General features: G+C 41.8%; 15 protein-coding genes. 8 read left to right on the top strand and 7 right to left on the bottom strand.

Annotated features, from left to right (window positions below):
* Positions 1 to 86: 86 nt before the first annotated feature.
* A complete protein-coding gene (locus ACE1EF_RS11300) occupies positions 87 to 1,175 on the bottom strand; it encodes a fibrobacter succinogenes major paralogous domain-containing protein (RefSeq protein ID WP_375720775.1) in 1,089 nt (362 codons plus the stop codon).
* Positions 1,176 to 1,185: 10 nt separating this feature from the next.
* On the bottom strand, positions 1,186 to 1,659 hold the full coding sequence (locus ACE1EF_RS11295) for a T9SS type A sorting domain-containing protein (RefSeq protein WP_375720774.1): 474 nt from the start codon (positions 1,657 to 1,659) through the stop codon (positions 1,186 to 1,188).
* Positions 1,660 to 2,047: 388 nt separating this feature from the next.
* On the opposite strand from ACE1EF_RS11295, the gene ACE1EF_RS11290 reads away from it, so the two are divergent.
* Positions 2,048 to 3,514, top strand: coding sequence for a glycosyl hydrolase family 28 protein (locus ACE1EF_RS11290; RefSeq protein ID WP_375720773.1), 1,467 nt, complete (start codon positions 2,048 to 2,050; stop codon positions 3,512 to 3,514).
* An 18-nt stretch (positions 3,515 to 3,532) separates the two neighbouring features.
* Here ACE1EF_RS11290 and ACE1EF_RS11285 read toward each other — a convergent pair whose 3' ends face one another.
* From ACE1EF_RS11285 to ACE1EF_RS11265, 5 genes are read right to left on the bottom strand one after another with little or no spacing between them, the layout of a single operon-like run.
* Positions 3,533 to 4,849: a TolC family protein gene (locus ACE1EF_RS11285; protein WP_375720772.1), complete on the bottom strand. Its 1,317-nt coding sequence runs from the start codon at positions 4,847 to 4,849 to the stop codon at positions 3,533 to 3,535.
* A gap of 7 nt (positions 4,850 to 4,856) precedes the next feature.
* Entirely contained in the window at positions 4,857 to 5,984 is a 1,128-nt protein-coding gene (locus ACE1EF_RS11280) for an efflux RND transporter periplasmic adaptor subunit (RefSeq protein WP_375720771.1), read from the bottom strand.
* A 41-nt stretch (positions 5,985 to 6,025) separates the two neighbouring features.
* Positions 6,026 to 7,309, bottom strand: coding sequence for an ABC transporter permease (locus ACE1EF_RS11275; RefSeq protein ID WP_375720770.1), 1,284 nt, complete (start codon positions 7,307 to 7,309; stop codon positions 6,026 to 6,028).
* Between the two features lie 3 nt (positions 7,310 to 7,312).
* The gene (locus tag ACE1EF_RS11270; protein ID WP_375720769.1) at positions 7,313 to 8,581 is read right to left on the bottom strand and encodes an ABC transporter permease; all 1,269 of its coding nucleotides are present in this window, start codon (positions 8,579 to 8,581) and stop codon (positions 7,313 to 7,315) included.
* A 2-nt stretch (positions 8,582 to 8,583) separates the two neighbouring features.
* Positions 8,584 to 9,273, bottom strand: coding sequence for an ABC transporter ATP-binding protein (locus ACE1EF_RS11265; RefSeq protein WP_375720768.1), 690 nt, complete (start codon positions 9,271 to 9,273; stop codon positions 8,584 to 8,586).
* 207 nt (positions 9,274 to 9,480) lie between these two features.
* Here ACE1EF_RS11265 and ACE1EF_RS11260 point away from each other — a divergent pair, with 207 nt between their 5' ends.
* The 7 genes from ACE1EF_RS11260 (at position 9,481) to ftcD (ending at position 19,328) form a co-directional block, all read left to right on the top strand.
* Positions 9,481 to 9,915 carry a cupin domain-containing protein gene (locus ACE1EF_RS11260; protein WP_375720767.1) on the top strand — a complete coding sequence of 145 codons (435 nt, stop codon included), beginning with the start codon at positions 9,481 to 9,483 and terminating at the stop codon, positions 9,913 to 9,915.
* 64 nt (positions 9,916 to 9,979) lie between these two features.
* Positions 9,980 to 10,582 carry an SET domain-containing protein gene (locus ACE1EF_RS11255; protein WP_375720766.1) on the top strand — a complete coding sequence of 201 codons (603 nt, stop codon included), beginning with the start codon at positions 9,980 to 9,982 and terminating at the stop codon, positions 10,580 to 10,582.
* A 136-nt stretch (positions 10,583 to 10,718) separates the two neighbouring features.
* On the top strand, positions 10,719 to 12,578 hold the full coding sequence (locus tag ACE1EF_RS11250; protein WP_375720765.1) for a glycoside hydrolase family 2 protein: 1,860 nt from the start codon (positions 10,719 to 10,721) through the stop codon (positions 12,576 to 12,578).
* Between the two features lie 374 nt (positions 12,579 to 12,952).
* A complete protein-coding gene (gene hutH, locus ACE1EF_RS11245) occupies positions 12,953 to 14,527 on the top strand; it encodes a histidine ammonia-lyase (protein ID WP_375720764.1) in 1,575 nt (524 codons plus the stop codon).
* On the top strand, positions 14,505 to 16,175 hold the full coding sequence (gene hutU, locus ACE1EF_RS11240; protein WP_375720763.1) for a urocanate hydratase: 1,671 nt from the start codon (positions 14,505 to 14,507) through the stop codon (positions 16,173 to 16,175). Before hutH ends, hutU begins: the two co-directional genes overlap by 23 nt.
* 220 nt (positions 16,176 to 16,395) lie before the next feature.
* The gene (gene hutI, locus ACE1EF_RS11235) at positions 16,396 to 17,631 is read left to right on the top strand and encodes an imidazolonepropionase (RefSeq protein WP_375720762.1); all 1,236 of its coding nucleotides are present in this window, start codon (positions 16,396 to 16,398) and stop codon (positions 17,629 to 17,631) included.
* Positions 17,632 to 17,636: 5 nt separating this feature from the next.
* On the top strand, positions 17,637 to 19,328 hold the full coding sequence (gene ftcD, locus ACE1EF_RS11230) for a glutamate formimidoyltransferase (RefSeq protein ID WP_375720761.1): 1,692 nt from the start codon (positions 17,637 to 17,639) through the stop codon (positions 19,326 to 19,328).
* Positions 19,329 to 19,398: the final 70 nt, after the last annotated feature.

Genomic DNA, 19,398 nt, shown 5'->3' with positions numbered 1-19,398 from the left:
AGGACCGCCCTCCGGCGGTCCTACCTCATCCTACTACCTCAAGGTCAATAACCCTCAAAATATATTTTTTATCATCGAACGATTTCTTATTCCTTAATACATCTTACAGATATATTAGCATCTTTTTTAATGTTCACTTTAATCACAAGATTATTTTCAGTATTAAACTGGTATGCTACAGCATAATCCGGGTTGTCTGCAGATTCCTCTCCTGTCCAGACATAAGCCCTGGTTCCGAGACCGGTACTTGATCCGTCGGCAGCAACCATTCCAGCAGGCACAATCTCAGTTTCAGCAGCACCACTTACCCCATTGGCCTGAACATCCCAGTGAAATGTACCAGCTTCCTTAAGTGCTGCACCGGCCATAACAGATCCACCATATTTTTGCAGCAACACACTCCATTCAGCACTGCTTGGTAAACGGTAACCATCGGGACAGATATTCTTGTCTGCAGCGACAATGGCTTCATAACTGTACAGATACCCGTATTCCTGAGCAACCACCGGATCGTTATTGTATGCTTTAACATCCTGAATAGGTGTACCATCAGTATATATTTCAGCTTTCAGGTTGTCTGCCATCCAGTTAATATTATCCTTGGTGGTAACAGTATCGTAAACAACAATATTATTTATATCCCTGTCATCAACCAGGCCATCTCCCATTAACACCTTGTTTACTGATTTCAGCTTGGTTTGTAAATCTGCGACACTTTTTTTGAGGTCGTTTATTGCTTTGGCATCCACACCGTCGACTGACTGAGCGGTTGATGCACTCTTTGCGAACATAGCATAAGGCACACTTAAAAGCTGACTTGTTGACATATCCACATATTCATGACCACCATCCGGATCCATGGCTACACCTACAAAATACTCACCAACCGACCAGTCGATATCCTCAAAATAGCCAAAAGTTGGTGATCCTGTACCTATGGTCAGGTTTATGATACCATAGTTATTGGTCATGGGTGAAAACTCTTCTACGTAAGCCAGTTCACCCTCTACGGAGTTCTTCAGAATGCTGATCTCAATACCTACTTTCTGATTAGCAATAATGTTACCACCAGCATCTCTTGCAACAGCCTGGTAACTGAAACCAGGAACTGATTGTGCGATTGTGGCAAATGACGTTGCCACAACTAAAACTAATATAAGTATTCTTGTTTTCATGCTATGAGATTTAGTTTTTTACGATTTTAGTTGCCCCGGAATTGTTGCCATATCTGTCGAATGTGTTAACCGTGTAAATTCCTGAAGCAAGTGATGAAACAATAAGTTTTGTATTTTCTTTTTCCAATTCACCGGACAAAATGTTTTTTCCGGACATATCGGAAATATAAACCTTACCACCTTTCATTCTATCATTTTTCACAGAAACTGTTACATATTCAGTAACGGGATTTGGAAAAACACCGACTTCAACAGCCGGTAAATTAGCTTTAAGGCTTAATGCTGTTTTTTGACTTTCATAAAACTCTGGTGTTAATACCGGTGAGGCATCATTCTGGCTGACAGAAATTCCGCCACCAACAACCCAGGTTAAAGAAGCTTTATCAGATTTTCCTTCAGCACCCGAAGAAATAAACATATCTTGTGCAGCCATTGTTCCTGTTAAAAGGACCATCCCCAATATTAATTTTACTATTCTTTTCATGGCTTTTAATTTATATTCACATAACAAAGATAGATTATTTAATTTTACCAGACAACATTTTAACAACATTTTATTAATATTATTTTAACATTAGTGCATACACACAGACCGTGCCAGTATCAACACACTGCAATACTGATAGTTACAAACTCTAGTCCGCGCAAGACTTAATTATATGCTTAACAGCATAAAATGCGTTACTGCCTGACTTACTGCGCATTACAATATATCCATTCATATTTTAATTATTTAACATTATATTAACATTAAGTGCTATTTTGTGTTAATATATAGTAAATTCAGCATTCTTCTTACCTTAAAATCCATAGCATAAAACTGAAGATCAAAGATTTATGACAAATTCATATCTTTGCACAAAGATTCTACCATGAAAATCATATGCTTAACCGGTCTGTTCGTACTTTTATCTCTAAATACAGGTGCAGAAGTCTACCTTCATAGTTTACCACCATCGGTAAATCCATCAAAAGCATTTATTGTTAAAGCGGATAATAAAGTACTTAGTCTTCTATCTGTCCCCTCACGATATGGCAATAACATATCCTATGGTATATTTAGCTTTACAGATTCAGCAATGGTAGAGATTAAGACAAATTTCCCCTCCTCAGGTTATACCAAATGGCGGTTTCTGCCTGAATCCGACAGTATAAAATATAAAATACAAAACAATGGTACTGTTTCCTTTAAGCTCTATAAACCAACTCAGCTTACGGTGATCCTGAATGGTGATTACAGGGGCAGAACCCTGCATCTGGTTGCCGCAAATCCTTCTAAAGATGCACCAAAACCGGATAGTCCGGGACTGTTGTATTTTGAACCCGGGATCCATGACATTCCTGCTTCAGCAAATAAAACCATCAGTCTTGAAAGTAACCGGAAGCTTTATTTAGCACCAGGTGCAATTATTAAAGGATATATCAAAGCTGAAAATGCTGAAAACATAAAGATCTTTGGTCAGGGCATCATAATTCCCCCGGGCGACTCCATAATACACAATGCGATAGATTTTGAAGCCTGTAGCAACATCAGCATAAACGACATAAGCATCATTCTGCCAGAGGAAGGCAATGGGATTTTCGTATATAAAAGCGATGAAGCCAACATCCGGAATATAACTATTATCAATCCGGCCATATGGGAGAGCAATGGTGTAACAATTGCGAACAGTTCCAATATAAACATATCAGGATGCCTGATCCGAAGCGGCGGAAATGTGGTTTCAGTAAAAGGGATAGGCAATAACAGGGAATTTTCAAATGACAGCATTAACCCTGGATCAGCTTTACCGGCATCGGATATATCCGTTAAAAACTGTCGTTTCTGGTCTGATAATAACAACGCCGTAAGTATTGGTCCTGAAACACTAGCGGAATATATTTCAGATATTCATGTTTCGGATTGCGATATTATGTTTGTACGTGATGAGGAGACAAATAAGGCAGCCCTGTCAGTTTTATCACTACAAAGTACAGATATATATAATGTAACCTTTCAGAATCTCAGGATATACACCTCTGGCCAGCTAATTGTAATCCGGAATACAGATCAGCTGGGAAATAAAAAAGGTTCACAGAGCTGGCCGGGTGAGATACACAACATTAGTTTCGACCAAATTCAAACCTTTGAACGTGGAAATGATCGCATTCAGATTGACGGTTGGGATAGTACAAAACTGGTGCGGAATATACATTTCGACACTCTGATATCAGGAGGAGATACGCTTAACGCCGATTCACCACTGTTCAATTTAAACCAGTTTACAACAACCATTACCGTAAACGGAGATACCATAAAAAAACCGGTTCAGGATGAACCGGTTACTTCTACCTATTAATTAAGGTTTGCAGGTATATTAGAACGTAATGTTATTATTTTTATAAAACTCCAGAACCTTTGAAGAAAAGATAAACTGGTATTTTGACCGTAACATTTCTGATTCAGCCTGCATCAACTGACTTTTTGAAGTATTATAGTCGTACGGGGAAATGGCTCCAACCTTATACTTTTCTTCGGCAAAACGGAAAGATTCTTTTGTGGCATCCAGTGTTTTCTGGGCTGACTCATAGTTGGACTGCGCTGCTACTGCCGAAACATATGCTTCTTTTATGGTTTCACGCAACTGATTTTCTACCAGGGCCAGTTGCAGGTCCATGGCATCGTAATTCAGCTTCGCCCTTTTAACATTGTTCCGGTTACTCAGTCGGCTAAAAATCGGAATATTTACATTTACTCCCAGGTACGGTCTTGAATATGCATCAAGCTGATCGGAAAATGACAGGTTGGACGTATTGTAATAGTTGGCCGAATACCCTGCAAAAGCTGATATTGATGGATAATAACCGGATTTTGCCTGTGCAACCATGTACTCTGAACTTTCAAGATTCTTTTCTGCACTTTTTATATCGGGCCAGGTCAGTTTGGTTTCATTAAACAATATGGCCGCATTATACAGTGTAACTTTTGCCATTACTTCCGGCAGTTTAAGAGTCACCACATCGAATTCTTCAGGATTCTCCAGATCCAGGATATGAGCCATCACAAGTCTTGAATAAGCCAGGTTATTTTTAGCCTCATTCAAAGTCGCAGTCTCCCGTGCTTCCTGAGCCAGGTTTTCCAGATAGATATCTTTTGAGACTTCCCCCACTTCATATTTAATCTCCACTGCTTCCTTTTCCTTTTGGGTACTTGCCAATTGTTCTTCCGCAATTGTCACCAATTCCTTTTTCATTAAAATATCCAGATAACTCTGCAAAAGCAGCAGAAGGACATTGTTTTTTCTGGATTCCAGGTTGTATTCTGCAGCTTCCCTGTCAACCCTCGCCTGTGACACACTGTTTCGTATAGCAAATCCGTTAAAAAGGGGCATCCCTGCAGACGCGCCAAATCCAGTATTAAATGAATTACCCTGTGAAAAGGTGTTATCACTTGATCCGGAGAAATTAAAACTTTCCGTTAGATTTACACTCCCGGATAAATTTGGCAATGCCTGATTTCTGGCACTTTTCAACAAAACCTCCTTATCCTTTACATCCAGTTCCTGGAGACGCAGGGAGAGGTTGTTTTCCAGTGTGTAATCGATGCATTCCTGAAGTGTCCACAGTTTTTGTGCCCTGGCACTCAGCAAAGTCACTCCAAGAAAAAGCAGTATGACTGAATATCTGATCTTCATAATATTATTAGATTTCTTCGGTTGTTGGTTTATCCTTTTTTGCTAGTTCCTTTTCACCTTTAATCTCATCATCTAGTGTCAAACCACTCAAAACCTGAATCTTTATTCCATCTGACAAACCGGTTTTTATCTCTTTCTTTTCAAACATTTGTCTTCCATCTTCGTTCCCTTTGAAAATTTCAACATAAGCCGTGTCATTTTCAAACCTCACGAGACTTTCATCTATGGTCATCACACTATCCTTTTTATCCAGAACGATATCTGCATTGGCGCTATAACCAGCCCTTACAAAGTCTTTATCATTCAGTTTTACATCTGCTTTGATCTCAAACTGAATGGCCCCGTTTTCTTCTACGCCTTTTGGTGCCACATAGGTCAGTTTTGCATCAAACTTTTTCTCTTCAATGGCACCAATAGTCAACATCAGGTCCATCCCGCTTCTGATCTTGCCGACCTCAGTTTCATCAATCTTTCCTTCAAAGATCATATCGCTCATATCTGCAATGGTAGCAATAGTAGTACCATCATTAAATGTGTTGGCCTGAATGACCGAATTACCTTCCTTCACCGGCACATCGAGAACCATGCCTGTAATAGTGGCACGAATAAGCGTGTTCGATGCATTGGCATAATCTTTAATTACACCTTCCTTTATCAGCTGGAGATTATTTTCAGCTGCAGCCAGTTCCTCTTTGGCTGCATTAAACGACGTGACCACTTTCTGAAACTCACTTTTGGAAATAACCTCGCGGTCATACAATTCCTTTTGCCTGTCATAATCCAGTTTGGCATCATTCAGTTTGATATCTGCCTGTTTAACACGTGATTCTGCGGAATTCAGGTTCACCATATCAGGAATAATCTTTACCCTGGCAATGACCTGTTCTTTTTCAACATGATCACCCGGTTCCACATAAATCTCATCAATAATCCCTGATATTTGTGGTTTTATCTGGATTTCCTGTCGGGGAACCACACTGCCGGTTGCAACTGTTTTATTAATGATGTTACCAATCTCAGGTTTCTTAATCTGGTATTGAACAGGAGGTTTCTGCGATTTTTGATATAAAAAGTAGAACGTCCAGATAAAAAGGAGCCCAATAATCACTCCAAATGCAATTTTAACGATCTTCATAATGGCTATATTTTTATGTTTATTATTCTTTTTAGTTCATATTATTCATCGCGCAATGCGTCTATTGCTTTCATCTTTACGGCTCTGTATGCAGGGAGCAAACCTGCCAGTGCCCCACCTATGATCAGTATTATCAGCGAAGCAATTCCAACACCAAAACTAATCTGCGGGTTCTGCAATACGATTGTATTATCCGGATTTTCAGCTGCTTTTTCCAAACCATATGAAACACCTTCCAAAAGCATCATAGCCAAAAACAAACCTACATATCCGGCAATGGTTGTCAGTACAATGGATTCTGACAGAATTTGCGTAATTATTTTAGCCGGTGTGGCTCCAATGGCGCGCTGAATACCTATTTCATGCGTTCTTTCACGAACAATGACCAACATAATATTGCTTACGCCTATTACGCCTGCAAACAGCGTCATAATCCCTACAAACCATGTTAAAATATTGATACCCGAGAAAAGCATGCTAATCTGCTTGAACTGCATTTCAACATTCACATGTCCCACTCCATCCTTATCATTAGGGGCAATATCATGCCGGTCCTTTAAAATCTTAACAACCTTATCTTCCACTGTCGAAACAGGCACACCCGGCTTAGCGGTAATTGAAAAAAAGTGAACTTCATTCCCGTAATTGTATGTCTGTTGTAACGTTGTAAAAGGGATAAAGACCGACTCTTTTTTATCACCACCAAAATTCATTTGTGTATCCGGAGTGAATACACCTACAACCTGAAACCAGACACCATTGACCTTAATATATTTTCCTACCGGATCTTCATCCTTATCAAATAATACTTCCTCAACACGTTCACCAATTATGCAGACTTTCCGTTTTTCCATGATATCGATATCATTAATAAAACGGCCCTTTAGTACAGTGAACGGATCAATATTCCTGTAAGAAGGATAATCGCCTTTGATATAAAATGATCCGCTTTTGTTGTTATAATGTGTATTGTCTCCATTGCTTTGTCGCCATCCCTGTAACCGGGGAGCGATATATTGTAACTCTTTTACATTCTCCTTTATATAGGCCATGTCATCATTGGTAAGATCCCATAAACGGCCGCGTTTGTAACCTTTATACGGCTCACCGGTCGGCTGGGTCCAGAAAAAAGCACTGTTTGTTGCAAAATTACCAAAGCCTTCAGTGATTCCATTCGCCAATCCCTGTCCTGCTCCAGCCATGACAACGAGCATAAAAATTCCCCAGAATATCCCGAACGACGTTAAGAACGTACGTAGTTTATTCTTTTTCAGAGAACTCCATATCTCCTGCCAGAAATCCGAATCAAAAACACTTATATACATAACTTATTCGTCTCTTAATGCCTCAATAGGTTTAATTTTAGTTGCCTTTCTTGCCGGAAAATAACCTGCTATTACACCTGAGATAATCAGAACCAGCGTTGAAATACCGGCAATAGTAAGATTAACCGTTGGATTACTGAATGGCATACCTCCCTGTCCCTGTTGACTCTGCGCCGCCTCTGCACCCTTCTCCATAGCCATATTGAGCAGTTCCAGCAAACCAATGCCACAGACCATTCCAAGATAACCTGCAATCCCGGTAATTATAACCGCTTCAAGTATAATAAGTGAAATTATACTCCCCGGTGTTGCTCCCAGTGCCTTCCTTATTCCTATTTCCTTGGTCCTTTCTTTTACGGTAATCAGCATGATATTACTGACACCTACAACACCAGCAATAATTGTGAAAATACCGATGATCCACACAAAGGCTTTAATACCCACAAATACGGATTGAACCCTTGTGTAGTTTTCAAGCCTGTTATTGATGTAAAGCGCTTTTTTATCTTCAGGATCAAACTGATATTTCTTTGAAAAGTATTTTAAAAAACGGGATTCCAGTTCATGATTCTGCTTTATCGACATATCATCTACGGTAAGCGCAATATTATGAACCCGGTTTGCTCCGTTGAACAGTTTTTGTGCAGTTGTCATGGGCACATACACTCTTTTATTATCCCAATCTGATTTATCATGATAAACACCGACGACCCGAAACATAACACTGTTTATTTTAATAAACTTACCCAGTGGCTCATCGCCATTAAACAGTTTATTAGCCACTTCCTCACCTATTACTGCATACTTCCGGGTCATTTTTAAATCCACATCATTAATGAACCGGCCTTTCATCATTACGGCATTCTCAATTTTCTGATAATCGGGCATACAAGACAATACCTGGTAACTCCCGTATTCATTCCCATAAGAAACATTTGTTTCACCCCAGGGCAGAAAAAACCGGCCTGAAATATCATCTACCTCAGGAAAATTCTTTTTTATATTGTCAATATCTTCATTCTCAAACTGAATACGCCTGCCGGGTTTCAATCCCTTATATGCCTTACTTGTGGTTCCTGAATTAAAGAAAATAGAGTTTGTGGCATCATCCGAGAAATTCTCCTTCATGCCATTTGACAACCCGTTACCGGCGCCAAGAAGCAGAATGAGCATGAAAATCCCCCAAAAAACACTAAAACTGGTGAGAAAAGTCCGTAGTTTATTTTGTTTTATTGTTGAGGCAATTTCCTGCCAGATATTGGAATCAAACATAATTATACGGTTTGAGCTTCAATGTATTCTTCTTTCTCAATACGGCCATCTTTCAGCCGGATAATCCGGCGTGTCATCTTCGAGATGTCGTTTTCGTGAGTTACAATCAATATGGTCTTTCCTTCATTATTAATCTGCTTCAGCAGCTCCATAACTTCATACGATGTTTGGGTATCCAGCGCTCCGGTTGGCTCATCGGCCAGGATAAGCTGCGGATCTGAAATCAGAGCACGTGCAATGGCGATTCTTTGTTTCTGCCCTCCTGAAAGTTCACTGGGTAAATGCGTCGCCCAGTCCCTTAATCCAACCTTATCGAGATATTCCATTGCAATCACATTCCGCTTTCGTCTGCTGATACCTTTATAATAGAGGGGCAATGCCACATTTTCCAACGCGGTTTTAAACGAAATCAGATTAAAAGACTGGAATACGAATCCCACCATTTTATTGCGGTAACGGGCAGCTGTGGTTTCTGTCATGTTAATGATATGCTTACCTCCCAGAATATATTTCCCCTTATCGTAATTATCCAGCATCCCAAGAATGTTCAGAAGGGTGGATTTTCCTGATCCGGATGATCCCATTATGGAAACGAGTTCTCCCTTTTCTATATGCATATCAATGCCCTTAAGCACATGCAGACGATTATGTCCGGTTATATAGGATTTATGAATATTGGTGAGTGAAACCATGAATAAAATTTTATTGAATTACGACAAGTATCTGTATTTGTTACAAATTACATCAAAAATAATCCATCGTCAATCGAGCTCACAGCCAAATAAGGTAAACGACAGGTTTTCGTCGGTAAACGACGGTTATTAAAATTCAAGTGTATGCAAGATCTAACCGTAAAAAAAACGTAAATTCGAAGAAATTATTCTTTTATGTACTTCGAAATGAAAAACATACTTATCACCTCAATATTTATTTTTTCAGCCTGCACAATATTAAGTGCTCAGAAAAGGGTTGAAACAGCAACATCACAAAAACAGTTTACCATTGAAAACTGTGTCTCCCGATTTTCATGGGAAGATACGGTCAAAACAAAAGTTGGTTATCAGTTTTGGTTCGCGGATAAGGAATTTCTCGATGGCCGAACGCTTAAGATGAGCGTAGTCGCACCTCATTCTGCAACACATCCACCACATAAACACCTTGAAGATGAGTTCTTTTTTGTTCTGGAAGGAACGGCAGAATTTTATCTGGATGGAAAAACAAAAGTGGCAGGACCATATGCCAGTTTTTACTGTCCCCCTAACACTGAGCATGGCATTAAAAATGTGGGTGATACCGAACTAAAATATTTAGTCATCAAAACGTATCTGAAATAAACTTTTTACAGATATTTGCACCTGCCATCAGCATAAATAATATGGCCATAATTGTTGTTCTGTTATGATACACCCGCATACCGAATTAAAGTTCATCAGCGAAGAGATTGGCTATGGAGTAGTTGCCACCAAAACCATACCAGCCGGAACCATAATATGGGTTCACGATAAACTGGACCGGGAATTTACGCTTCAGGAAATTCAGAATATGGAACCGGTTTACCAGTCCGTTATATTAAATTACACATTCAGGAATAACAAGGGCAACTATATTTTTTGCTGGGATAACGGCCGGTTCATAAATCACAGTTTTAAATCCAACTGCCTGTCAACAGCCTACGATTTTGAAATTGCCATACGCGACATTCAACCGGGAGAAGAATTAACAGATGATTATGGTTATCTGAACATAGTAGAACCTTTCAGGGCAGCCAACGAAGGTACAAAACGCAAAATGGTCTATCCCGATGATCTGCTTCGCTATCATAAAACATGGGACAAGAAGATTGCAAGAGTCTTTATAAAAATTGCAAAACTCGACCAACCTTTAAAACCGTTGATCGCAAACGGAACATGGGAAAAAGTCGAAAAAATCATATCAGGTGAATTGCAGGCAGATTCTATTCTTAACAATTATTTTGATCCGGCACAAAAACTTCAGGAATAATCTCAAATTCGTTTCCAAACCGTTTTTCAGTATCTGGATTTATCCAATTCCTTACAGAATCTGTACAATCCGTTATAGTATGAACTGACTAAAACCTCTATCTTTAACCACTGTAATATTAATTAACGTTATAAAAATGGCATCAGTAACAACCTCTTCCGGAATAATCAGAAAAAATATTATATGGCTCTCAGCTTTCATAATGGCGGTTTTAATTATTCCTCACAATGCAGTTGGACAGGATAACTTCATCACTAACATCCAAAATCGTACAACACAGTCTTTAAACGGAAAGTGGAAGTATGTAATGGACCAGTATGAAACCGGACAAATCGGGTTCAGCCCTATTTACAGAAATGCTAAACCAAAAGACAAATCTGATCGTGTGGAATATAGTTTTGACTATGCACAAAACCTTTGGGTACCCGGTTCATGGAATTCGCAAAAAGAAGATCTCTACTACTATGAAGGCAGCATATGGTACCGCAAAACGTTTGATTTTCAACCTAAACTGAAAAACTCCAGGGTATTTATATATGTTGGAGCAGCCAATTACAAAACAACCTACACATTCAACGGTAGGCGTCTGGGTTACCATGAAGGTGGTTTTACACCCTTCAGTTTCGAGGTAACAAACCTGATAAAAGACAAGGATAACTTTCTTATTCTTGGCATTAGCAACAGCAGGGAAAGTGATTACATTCCAGGAAAAGTAACAGACTGGTATAACCACGGCGGCATAACCCGCGATGTATACCTGGTTGAAGTACCACAAACTTATATCGATGATTATTTCCTGTATCTTGATAAAGCTTCATTAAACAGTAAAAAGAAAACCATCCGGGGAAGCATAAAAATATCAGGCGAAAATCTGCCGGATCAGGCAACTATTTCTATCCCTGAATTAAAGATCAGCAAAGAGGTTAAGCTCGATGAAAACGGAGCAGCAAAATTCACACTGGAATCGGGAAAATTAAGTTTGTGGTCACCCGAAAACCCGAAACTATATAAGGTAACCTTAAAAGCCGGTGATGATGAGATTTCAGATAAAATAGGATTCAGGACGATTGAAACAAAAGGGAAAGAGATTCTTTTAAACGGTGAACCGATCTTTTTAAGAGGGATCTCCATTCACGATGAAAATCCGGTTCGCAGAGACCGGGCACATAGCTTTGATGATGCAAAACTTGTACTGGGTTGGACTAAGGAACTGGGCTGTAACTTTGCACGTCTGGCACATTATCCGCATCAGGAAAACATTGTACGTCTGGCCGATGAAATGGGAATTCTGCTATGGGAAGAGTTGCCGCTTTACTGGGGGATTGAATGGTCTAATGACAAGGTGTTGGAGAAAGCGAAAACCCAGTATTCAGAGATGATCCGAAGAGATAAAAACCGGGCATCGAGCATTATCTGGTCTATTGCCAATGAAACCGGACCGACCAAAGCGCGTAATGCATTTCTGACTGCTGTTGCGCATCATGTACGGGAACAGGATCCAACCCGTTTATTGAGTGCTGCCTGTAAAAAAGATCAGGCCGTGGATGGACATCCGGACAGCACTTATGTGGTGAGTGATCCGATAGGCAAGGAACTGGACATCATCAGTTTCAATGAATATCTTGGATGGTATGGTGGCAGTCCGCTGGAATGCCGTAAGAAAACATTTGTGATCGACTATGACAAACCCGTTATCGTCAGTGAATTTGGCGGTGGAGCAATCCAGGGATTTCATGCTGACTCACTGACGCGCTGGAGTGAAGAATACCAGGAATTTATGTATAAAGAAAATATTGCCATGTTTGATCGGGTCCCTGGACTTTCGGGTATGACACCCTGGATTCTGGTGGATTTCATGTCGCCACTCAGACAACTTCCCGATGTACAGGATGGATGGAACCGTAAGGGTTTGGTTTCAGAAACCGGAGCTAAAAAGAAGGCCTTTTATATTCTTCAGGATTACTACAAACGCAAAAAGAAGGAGTATCAGAAATAGCAGAACGAAGGTTTATATTTGTAATATACAAAAGTTTATATTGGTAATATATAATTTGAGTCATACTGTCCAAAAAGTGATATCAGAATTATATTTACTTTCGGATTGTAAGTAGTTTTTACGAAATTACCCCTAAATCCCCTGAAGGGGACTTAAAGCCTTCCGTCAGCTGACGGAGAGGTTTGGAGGGGTAAAAGAAAGATTGCTTACAATTTATAAGTTCAAAATATTTTTATTTGTCTTTTTGGACAGCCTGACTGTTTTCCAAGCTGTTTAAAATCATATATCCTTCCTAATTTTTATCATTTTTCGAGCCTGTTCAAAGCCGTATATTTAGTATCTGATGTCTTATATCAGAAATTAAAATAACAGGAATGTCTAAACAAGAATTTCGGTACGGAGAGGATCATATGAGTGTTGGGCTTGCACTTGAACTGGCCCGGGGCACTACAAACGGAATCCTGTCCGAAAATACAATAAACAAAGTCAATGAAAACCGTCAGGTTGTACTTAATATCGTTCACCATAAAAAGGTGGTTTATGGTATTAATACCGGCTTTGGGCCACTCTGCACCACGTTGATCAACGAAGAGGACACCAGGCAACTTCAATACAATCTGCTGAAAAGTCACAGTGTAGGCGTTGGTGAACCGGTAGATCCGGAGATCGCTAAACTCATGATGATCTTCAAGGTTCATGCACTGGCGAAGGGTTTTTCCGGTATTGCGCTTGAAACTATTGAACGCATAATGTGGCATATTGATCACGATGTCATTCCGGTTGTTCCTTCCCAGGGATCTGTTGGTGCCTCGGGCGATCTTGCTCCACTGGCCCATTTGTTCCTTCCTTTAATCGGCCTCGGAAGTGTGATATACGATGGTCTGGAATATCCAACTGAAGAAATATTCAGACTTTTCAAACTTGAGCCCATTGAACTGGGTCCCAAAGAAGGTCTGGCCCTGATCAACGGTACACAGTTTATGCTGGCACATGCCACGCTGATCACAGAGCGGCTCAAAAACTGTCTGGATCATGCCGATATCATTGCTGCAATGAACCTGGAAGCCATGATGGGTTCCTTTAAAAGTTTTGATGAAGCCCTGCATGAACTTCGACCCTATGAAGGCAATAAATATGTGGCGAAACGCATCCGTACGTTGCTGAAACATTCGGAAATTGAAAAATCTCACGAAAACTGCACCCGCGTTCAGGATCCGTATTCCCTAAGATGTATCCCACAGGTTCACGGGGCTTCCAGAAACGCCTGGTTGCACTTGAAGGAAGCGGTTGAGATTGAGATGAATTCGGTGACTGACAATCCCATAATTTTCAGCGAAGAAAAAACCATAACAGGAGGCCATTTTCACGGTCAGCCCATCGCACTGCCCATGGATTATGCAGCGCTTGCTGCTGCCGAAATCGGGAATATATCTGACCGTCGCATCTATCTATCACTCATTGAAAGCGTACCCGGTTTGCCAAAACTGCTGATGAAGACCACCGGCCTGAACTCCGGTTTTATGATCCTTCAATATACCAGTGCAGCCCTGGTCAGTGAAAATAAAAGTCTCTGCTTTCCTGCCAGTGCAGACAGCATTCCAACTTCTCTGGGGCAGGAAGATCATGTGAGTATGGGATCCATCAGTGGACGGAAAACTTTGAAAATAGTTGAAAATCTGGAGAAAATTCTGGCTATTGAATTGCTGACAGCTTCCCAGGGTTTTGAATTCAGAAGACCCATGAAATCAGGGTTTCTCATGGATCACTGCTACGATTTTATACGGTCAAAAATTGAGTTTGCAGAAAGCGACAGGCTCTTTTATCCTGATATTAATAAAGCAATTGAAATTATTCAGTCCAAAGAATTGTTACGCCTGACAGATTATCTGGCTCAGGAACACCATATTGATTTTAAAAACGACACACATGAATTATTCGGAATTTATTAAGACATATGCTTCACATCCAAATTACAAAGCTCCCGTGGGAAATACGCTCCATGCCAAATCATGGCAAACGGAAGCACCTTTGCGGATGCTGCTCAATAATCTGAATGCAGAGGTAGCAGAAGACCCGGAAAACCTTATCGTATATGGGGGAACCGGACAGGCTGCTCGTAACGTGGAAGCTGTTCAGAAAATCATCAAGGCCCTGCTCGAGCTGGATGAGCATCACAGCCTTTTGGTTCAATCGGGAAAACCGGTTGGGATGGTCCGCTCCCATCCTCATGCACCGCGCGTTCTCATTGCCAACAGTAACATTGTGCCTTTCTGGGCCAATTGGGAACATTTTGAAGAACTGAAATCCCGCGGACTGATGATGTACGGCCAGATGACTGCCGGAAGCTGGATCTATATCGGAACCCAGGGGATTTTGCAGGGCACATACGAAACCTTTGCAGAATGCGGTAAGAAATACTTCAACGGTGACCTCAGACACAAACTGATTGTTTCCGGTGGTTTAGGTGGCATGGGTGGTGCTCAGCCCCTGGCGGCAACACTTGCCGGTGCTACTTTTCTGGGTGTGGATATTGATCCGGAACGCATAAAGAAACGTCTTGAAACCAAATATGTGGACCGTATGACCTCTGATTACAAAGAAGCCACACAATGGATTTTAGATGCAAAAACAAAAGGAGAAGCTCTTTCTGTCGGTCTGGTCGGCGACATTGGCGATGTGCTGGAAAAACTGATTCAGGATGATATAATCCCTGAGATTCTGACAGACCAGACATCTGCTCACGATCCGGTTCATGGCTATGTACCTAATGGCCTTACGCTGGTGGAAGCCGGTAAACTAAGGGCATCTGATCCGGAAGCTTACAAGGATAAAGCCTTAAAGAGCATGGCCCGACATGTGGGTTTTATGTTGAAAATGAAAGCCAGGGGCAGTGTGGTTTTTGATTACGGCAATAATCTGCGGGAATTTGCCCGCCGGGGTGGTGAAACCAATGCATTTGACTATAATGGCTTTGTACCGGAGTTTATCCGTCCGCTTTTCTGTGATGGACAGGGGCCGTTTCGCTGGGTAGCCTTATCGGGTGATCCGGAAGATATCTATACAACTGACCGTGCCCTGATGGAAGCTTTTCCGGAAAACACACACCTGATCAAATGGCTGGAAGAGGCACAGAAAAAGGTGGCATTTCAGGGCTTACCGAGCCGGATCTGCTGGTTGGGTTTCGGTGAGCGCGAAAAGGCCGGTCTGATCTTTAACGACCTTGTAAAAACAGGCAAAGTGAAAGCGCCGATTGTCATTGGCCGCGATCATCTGGATTGTGGATCGGTAGCATCACCGAACCGGGAGACAGAAGGCATGCTGGATGGTAGTGATGCGGTGTCGGACTGGCCGCTGCTTAACCTGATGGCAAATACGGCCGGTGGAGCCACCTGGGTATCGTTCCATCACGGAGGCGGCGTGGGTATGGGATTTTCACAACATGCCGGCATGGTGATACTGGCAGACGGAACTGAACAGGCTGCCAAAAACATATCACAGGTGCTGTATAACGATCCTGCCATGGGCATCTTCAGGCATGCAGACGCAGGATATGACAAGGCTGTAGGAAACAGGGATAAGTTTGGTTTGTCATTGTAAAACTACTCCTCGTTTGCAACAAGGAGTTCATGGTTGGTCGTTTTAAACGACAAAACAAGTTTTTTCAATTACCCCTATGACTCCCCTGAAGGGGAGAAAATTCAGATGTACATCTGATATTCCCCTTTAGGGGTTAGGGGTAGAATTGATAACACATGGTTTTAATTGTATATTAACAATTTACCTTACATTTATAACGAAAGATCGTAATAACAAGATTATGAAACTAACAGGTCCGTTCCGGCAAATTGTAACCATGGATAAACTTCCGGTTAAAGGTCCGTTAAACGATGATCAGCTGGAAATAATTTCGGATGGAGGAATTCTGTCTGACCACGGAAAAATCATAGCTATCGGTGACTTTACGGAGCTGGCTTCGCAAATAGACCGATCCACAACCGAAATTGAATGGGTCCATGGCAATCATGTGGCATTCCCGGGTTTGATTGACTGTCACACACATATTTGCTATGTCGGATCGCGGGCCAACGACTATGCCCTACGACTGGCCGGTAAAACCTATCTGGAAATTGCGGAAGCCGGTGGCGGTATCTGGAATACCGTGCAGAAAACACGGGAAGCATCGCAGGAGGAACTGAGTCGGATAACTACGAAACATGCTGATGTCATGTTTAAGGATGGCATTACCACCATTGAAGTTAAAAGCGGATATGGATTATCCGTTGCCGGTGAACTCAAAATGCTCAAAGCAATACAAAGTTCAGACACTAAAGCTGACCTAATTGCAACCTGTCTCGCGGCGCACATTAAGCCAAAGGATTTTTCCGGTTCAAATAAAGCTTACCTGGAAGTATTGGCTAAAGAGCTCCTTCCTGAGATTAAGAGACTGGAACTTTCGCGGCGTGCAGATATTTTTATAGAAAAAACAGCCTTCTCAGCGGATGAAGCCAAACCCTATCTAAATGCAGCTAAAAACCTGGGATTTGACATCGTGGTTCATGGTGACCAGTTCAGCCTGGGAGGTAGTCTTCTGGCTGTTGATATGAAAGCTAAAAGCGTGGATCATCTGGAAGCCAGCGATGAAAAAGTCATCTCTCAGTTAGGGAAAAGCGATGTAACCGCTACCGTATTACCCGGTGCATCCATCGGGTTAGGTTTACCGTTTGCCCCGGCCAGAAAGCTTTTAAACGCAGGTGCTTCGCTGGCGATCGCATCAGACTGGAATCCCGGTTCAGCACCAATGGGCGACTTGCTTATTCAGGCAGCCATTCTTGGTGCTTACGAAAAACTTACCGTGACAGAAACCTTGGCAGGAATTACCTGCCGTGCAGCGCATGCTTTAGGTCTGAATGACCGTGGCATAATGAAAGAGGGGAATATGGCCGACTTTATCGCGTTCAGCATAAATGATTACAGGGAAATTATCTACCGGCAGGGTAAACTGAAACCGGATTTCGTCTGGAAAAACGGCAATAAACTGACATTTGAAAATTAAATAGTATGACACAACTGATAGAATGCGTTCCCAATTTCAGTGAAGGGAACAACATGGAAACCATCAAACAAATCACGGACAAAATAGAAACGGTTGAAGGCGTAAAGCTTATTGACGTGGATCCGGGAAAGGCTACAAATCGCACAGTTGTAACGTTTGTGGGAACACCGGATGCAGTTTGCGAAGCTGCTTTCAGAGCCGTTAAAAAAGCTGCAGAACTGATTGATATGAGCAAACACAAGGGGGCTCATCCGCGGTTTGGAGCTACCGATGTATTACCATTGGTTCCTGTTTCCGGCATCTCCATGGAAGAAACAGTTGTGTATGCACATAAACTGGCTGAACGCATCGGCAGGGAATTAAAAATCCCCATCTACTGTTATGAATTTGCAGCACGTGAAGATAAACGAAAAAACCTGGCCAGCTGCCGATCAGGTGAATACGAAGGTCTGGCAAATAAGCTGGCTGATCCGGAATGGAAACCTGATTTTGGCCCGGCAGAATATAACGCATCTGTCGCCAAATCCGGAGCAACAGCTGTCAGTGCACGTAACTTTTTAGTGGCCTATAATGTGAACCTGAACACCACCTCAACCCGTCGGGCCAATGCTATTGCGTTTGATATTCGTGAAAAAGGCCGCATTAAACGAGAAGGTGGAACACTTACCGGTAAAAAAGTCCTGGACAAAAACGGCAAACCGGTTTATGAGCCCGGCCTGCTGAAGTGTGTAAAAGGTATCGGATGGTTCATTGAGGAATATGGCATTGCGCAACTTTCGTTTAACCTGACCGATACTACAGTAACCTCTGTTCATGAAGTATTCGATGCTGCATGCCAGAGAGCCCAGGCAAGGGGACTACGTGTTACAGGTTCAGAACTGGTTGGAGTGATTCCGCTAAAAGCGATGTTGGATGCCGGGAAGTATTTCCTGAAAAAACAACAGCGCTCCACCGGTATTTCGGATGATGAAATCATAAAAATCGCTGTTAAATCACTTGGCCTGGATGAACTGAAACCTTTTGATCCCGGGAAAAAGATCATTGAATACATGATTGCTGAACTCAGGCCAAAGCTGATTGACATGAACCTGAAAGCCTTCGCAGAAGAAACGGCATCTGAATCACCTGCACCAGGTGGTGGTTCCATTTCGGCATACATGGGTACAATGGGTGCAGCACTGGGAACCATGGTGGCTAATCTTTCTGCGCACAAACGCGGCTGGGATGAGCGCTGGGAAGAGTTTTCCAACTGGGCAGACAAAGGCAAATATTACCACGATGAGCTGCTGAAGCTGGTGGACGAGGACACGAATGCCTTTAATGCCATAATGGATGCATTTGGATTACCTAAAACGACAGAAGCTGAAAAAAAATCCCGCCAAAAAGCTGTTGATGACGCCACCAGATACGCCATAGAAGTTCCTTTTAAAGTTATGAATCTATGTTACAAATCCATGGAAGTAATGAAAGCCATGGCGGAAATTGGCAATCCCAACAGTGTATCCGATGCCGGCGTAGGTGCACTGGCTGCGCGGGCCGGCGTCCGTGGAGCCTATCTGAATGTTAAGATCAATGCAAAGGATTTTTTCGATAAAACATTTGTAGACGACATTCTGAAGAAAGCTGATGAACTGGACAGGGCCACCGAAAGTTTGGAAGATGAAATTATGGAGATAGTAGATAGGAAAATAAATTAATTCTCTTAGGGATTCAATTCATCATGTAGTTTAGATTACGGATGCATTTTACATATCAACAGATAAAAAT

Source organism: Quyinboa sediminis, assembly GCF_042219855.1.
Classification (GTDB): Bacteria; Bacteroidota; Bacteroidia; order Bacteroidales; family UBA5342; genus JBHJHP01.
This window is presented reverse-complemented; position numbering and strand designations above follow the sequence as displayed.

Bases quoted from the DNA above. Each gene is read 5' to 3' on its own strand.
- ACE1EF_RS11270 (WP_375720769.1), bottom strand. From the start codon at position 8,581: ATGTTTGATTCCAATATCTGGCAGGAAATTGCCTCAACAATAAAACAA.
- ACE1EF_RS11275 (WP_375720770.1), bottom strand. From the start codon at position 7,309: ATGTATATAAGTGTTTTTGATTCGGATTTCTGGCAGGAGATATGGAGT.
- hutH (WP_375720764.1), top strand. From the start codon at position 12,953: ATGTCTAAACAAGAATTTCGGTACGGAGAGGATCATATGAGTGTTGGG.
- hutU (WP_375720763.1), top strand. From the start codon at position 14,505: ATGAATTATTCGGAATTTATTAAGACATATGCTTCACATCCAAATTAC.
- ACE1EF_RS11295 (WP_375720774.1), bottom strand. From the start codon at position 1,659: ATGAAAAGAATAGTAAAATTAATATTGGGGATGGTCCTTTTAACAGGA.
- ftcD (WP_375720761.1), top strand. From the start codon at position 17,637: ATGACACAACTGATAGAATGCGTTCCCAATTTCAGTGAAGGGAACAAC.
- ACE1EF_RS11280 (WP_375720771.1), bottom strand. From the start codon at position 5,984: ATGAAGATCGTTAAAATTGCATTTGGAGTGATTATTGGGCTCCTTTTT.
- hutI (WP_375720762.1), top strand. From the start codon at position 16,396: ATGAAACTAACAGGTCCGTTCCGGCAAATTGTAACCATGGATAAACTT.
- ACE1EF_RS11290 (WP_375720773.1), top strand. From the start codon at position 2,048: ATGAAAATCATATGCTTAACCGGTCTGTTCGTACTTTTATCTCTAAAT.
- ACE1EF_RS11300 (WP_375720775.1), bottom strand. From the start codon at position 1,175: ATGAAAACAAGAATACTTATATTAGTTTTAGTTGTGGCAACGTCATTT.
- ACE1EF_RS11255 (WP_375720766.1), top strand. From the start codon at position 9,980: ATGATACACCCGCATACCGAATTAAAGTTCATCAGCGAAGAGATTGGC.
- ACE1EF_RS11265 (WP_375720768.1), bottom strand. From the start codon at position 9,273: ATGGTTTCACTCACCAATATTCATAAATCCTATATAACCGGACATAAT.
- ACE1EF_RS11250 (WP_375720765.1), top strand. From the start codon at position 10,719: ATGGCATCAGTAACAACCTCTTCCGGAATAATCAGAAAAAATATTATA.
- ACE1EF_RS11285 (WP_375720772.1), bottom strand. From the start codon at position 4,849: ATGAAGATCAGATATTCAGTCATACTGCTTTTTCTTGGAGTGACTTTG.
- ACE1EF_RS11260 (WP_375720767.1), top strand. From the start codon at position 9,481: ATGAAAAACATACTTATCACCTCAATATTTATTTTTTCAGCCTGCACA.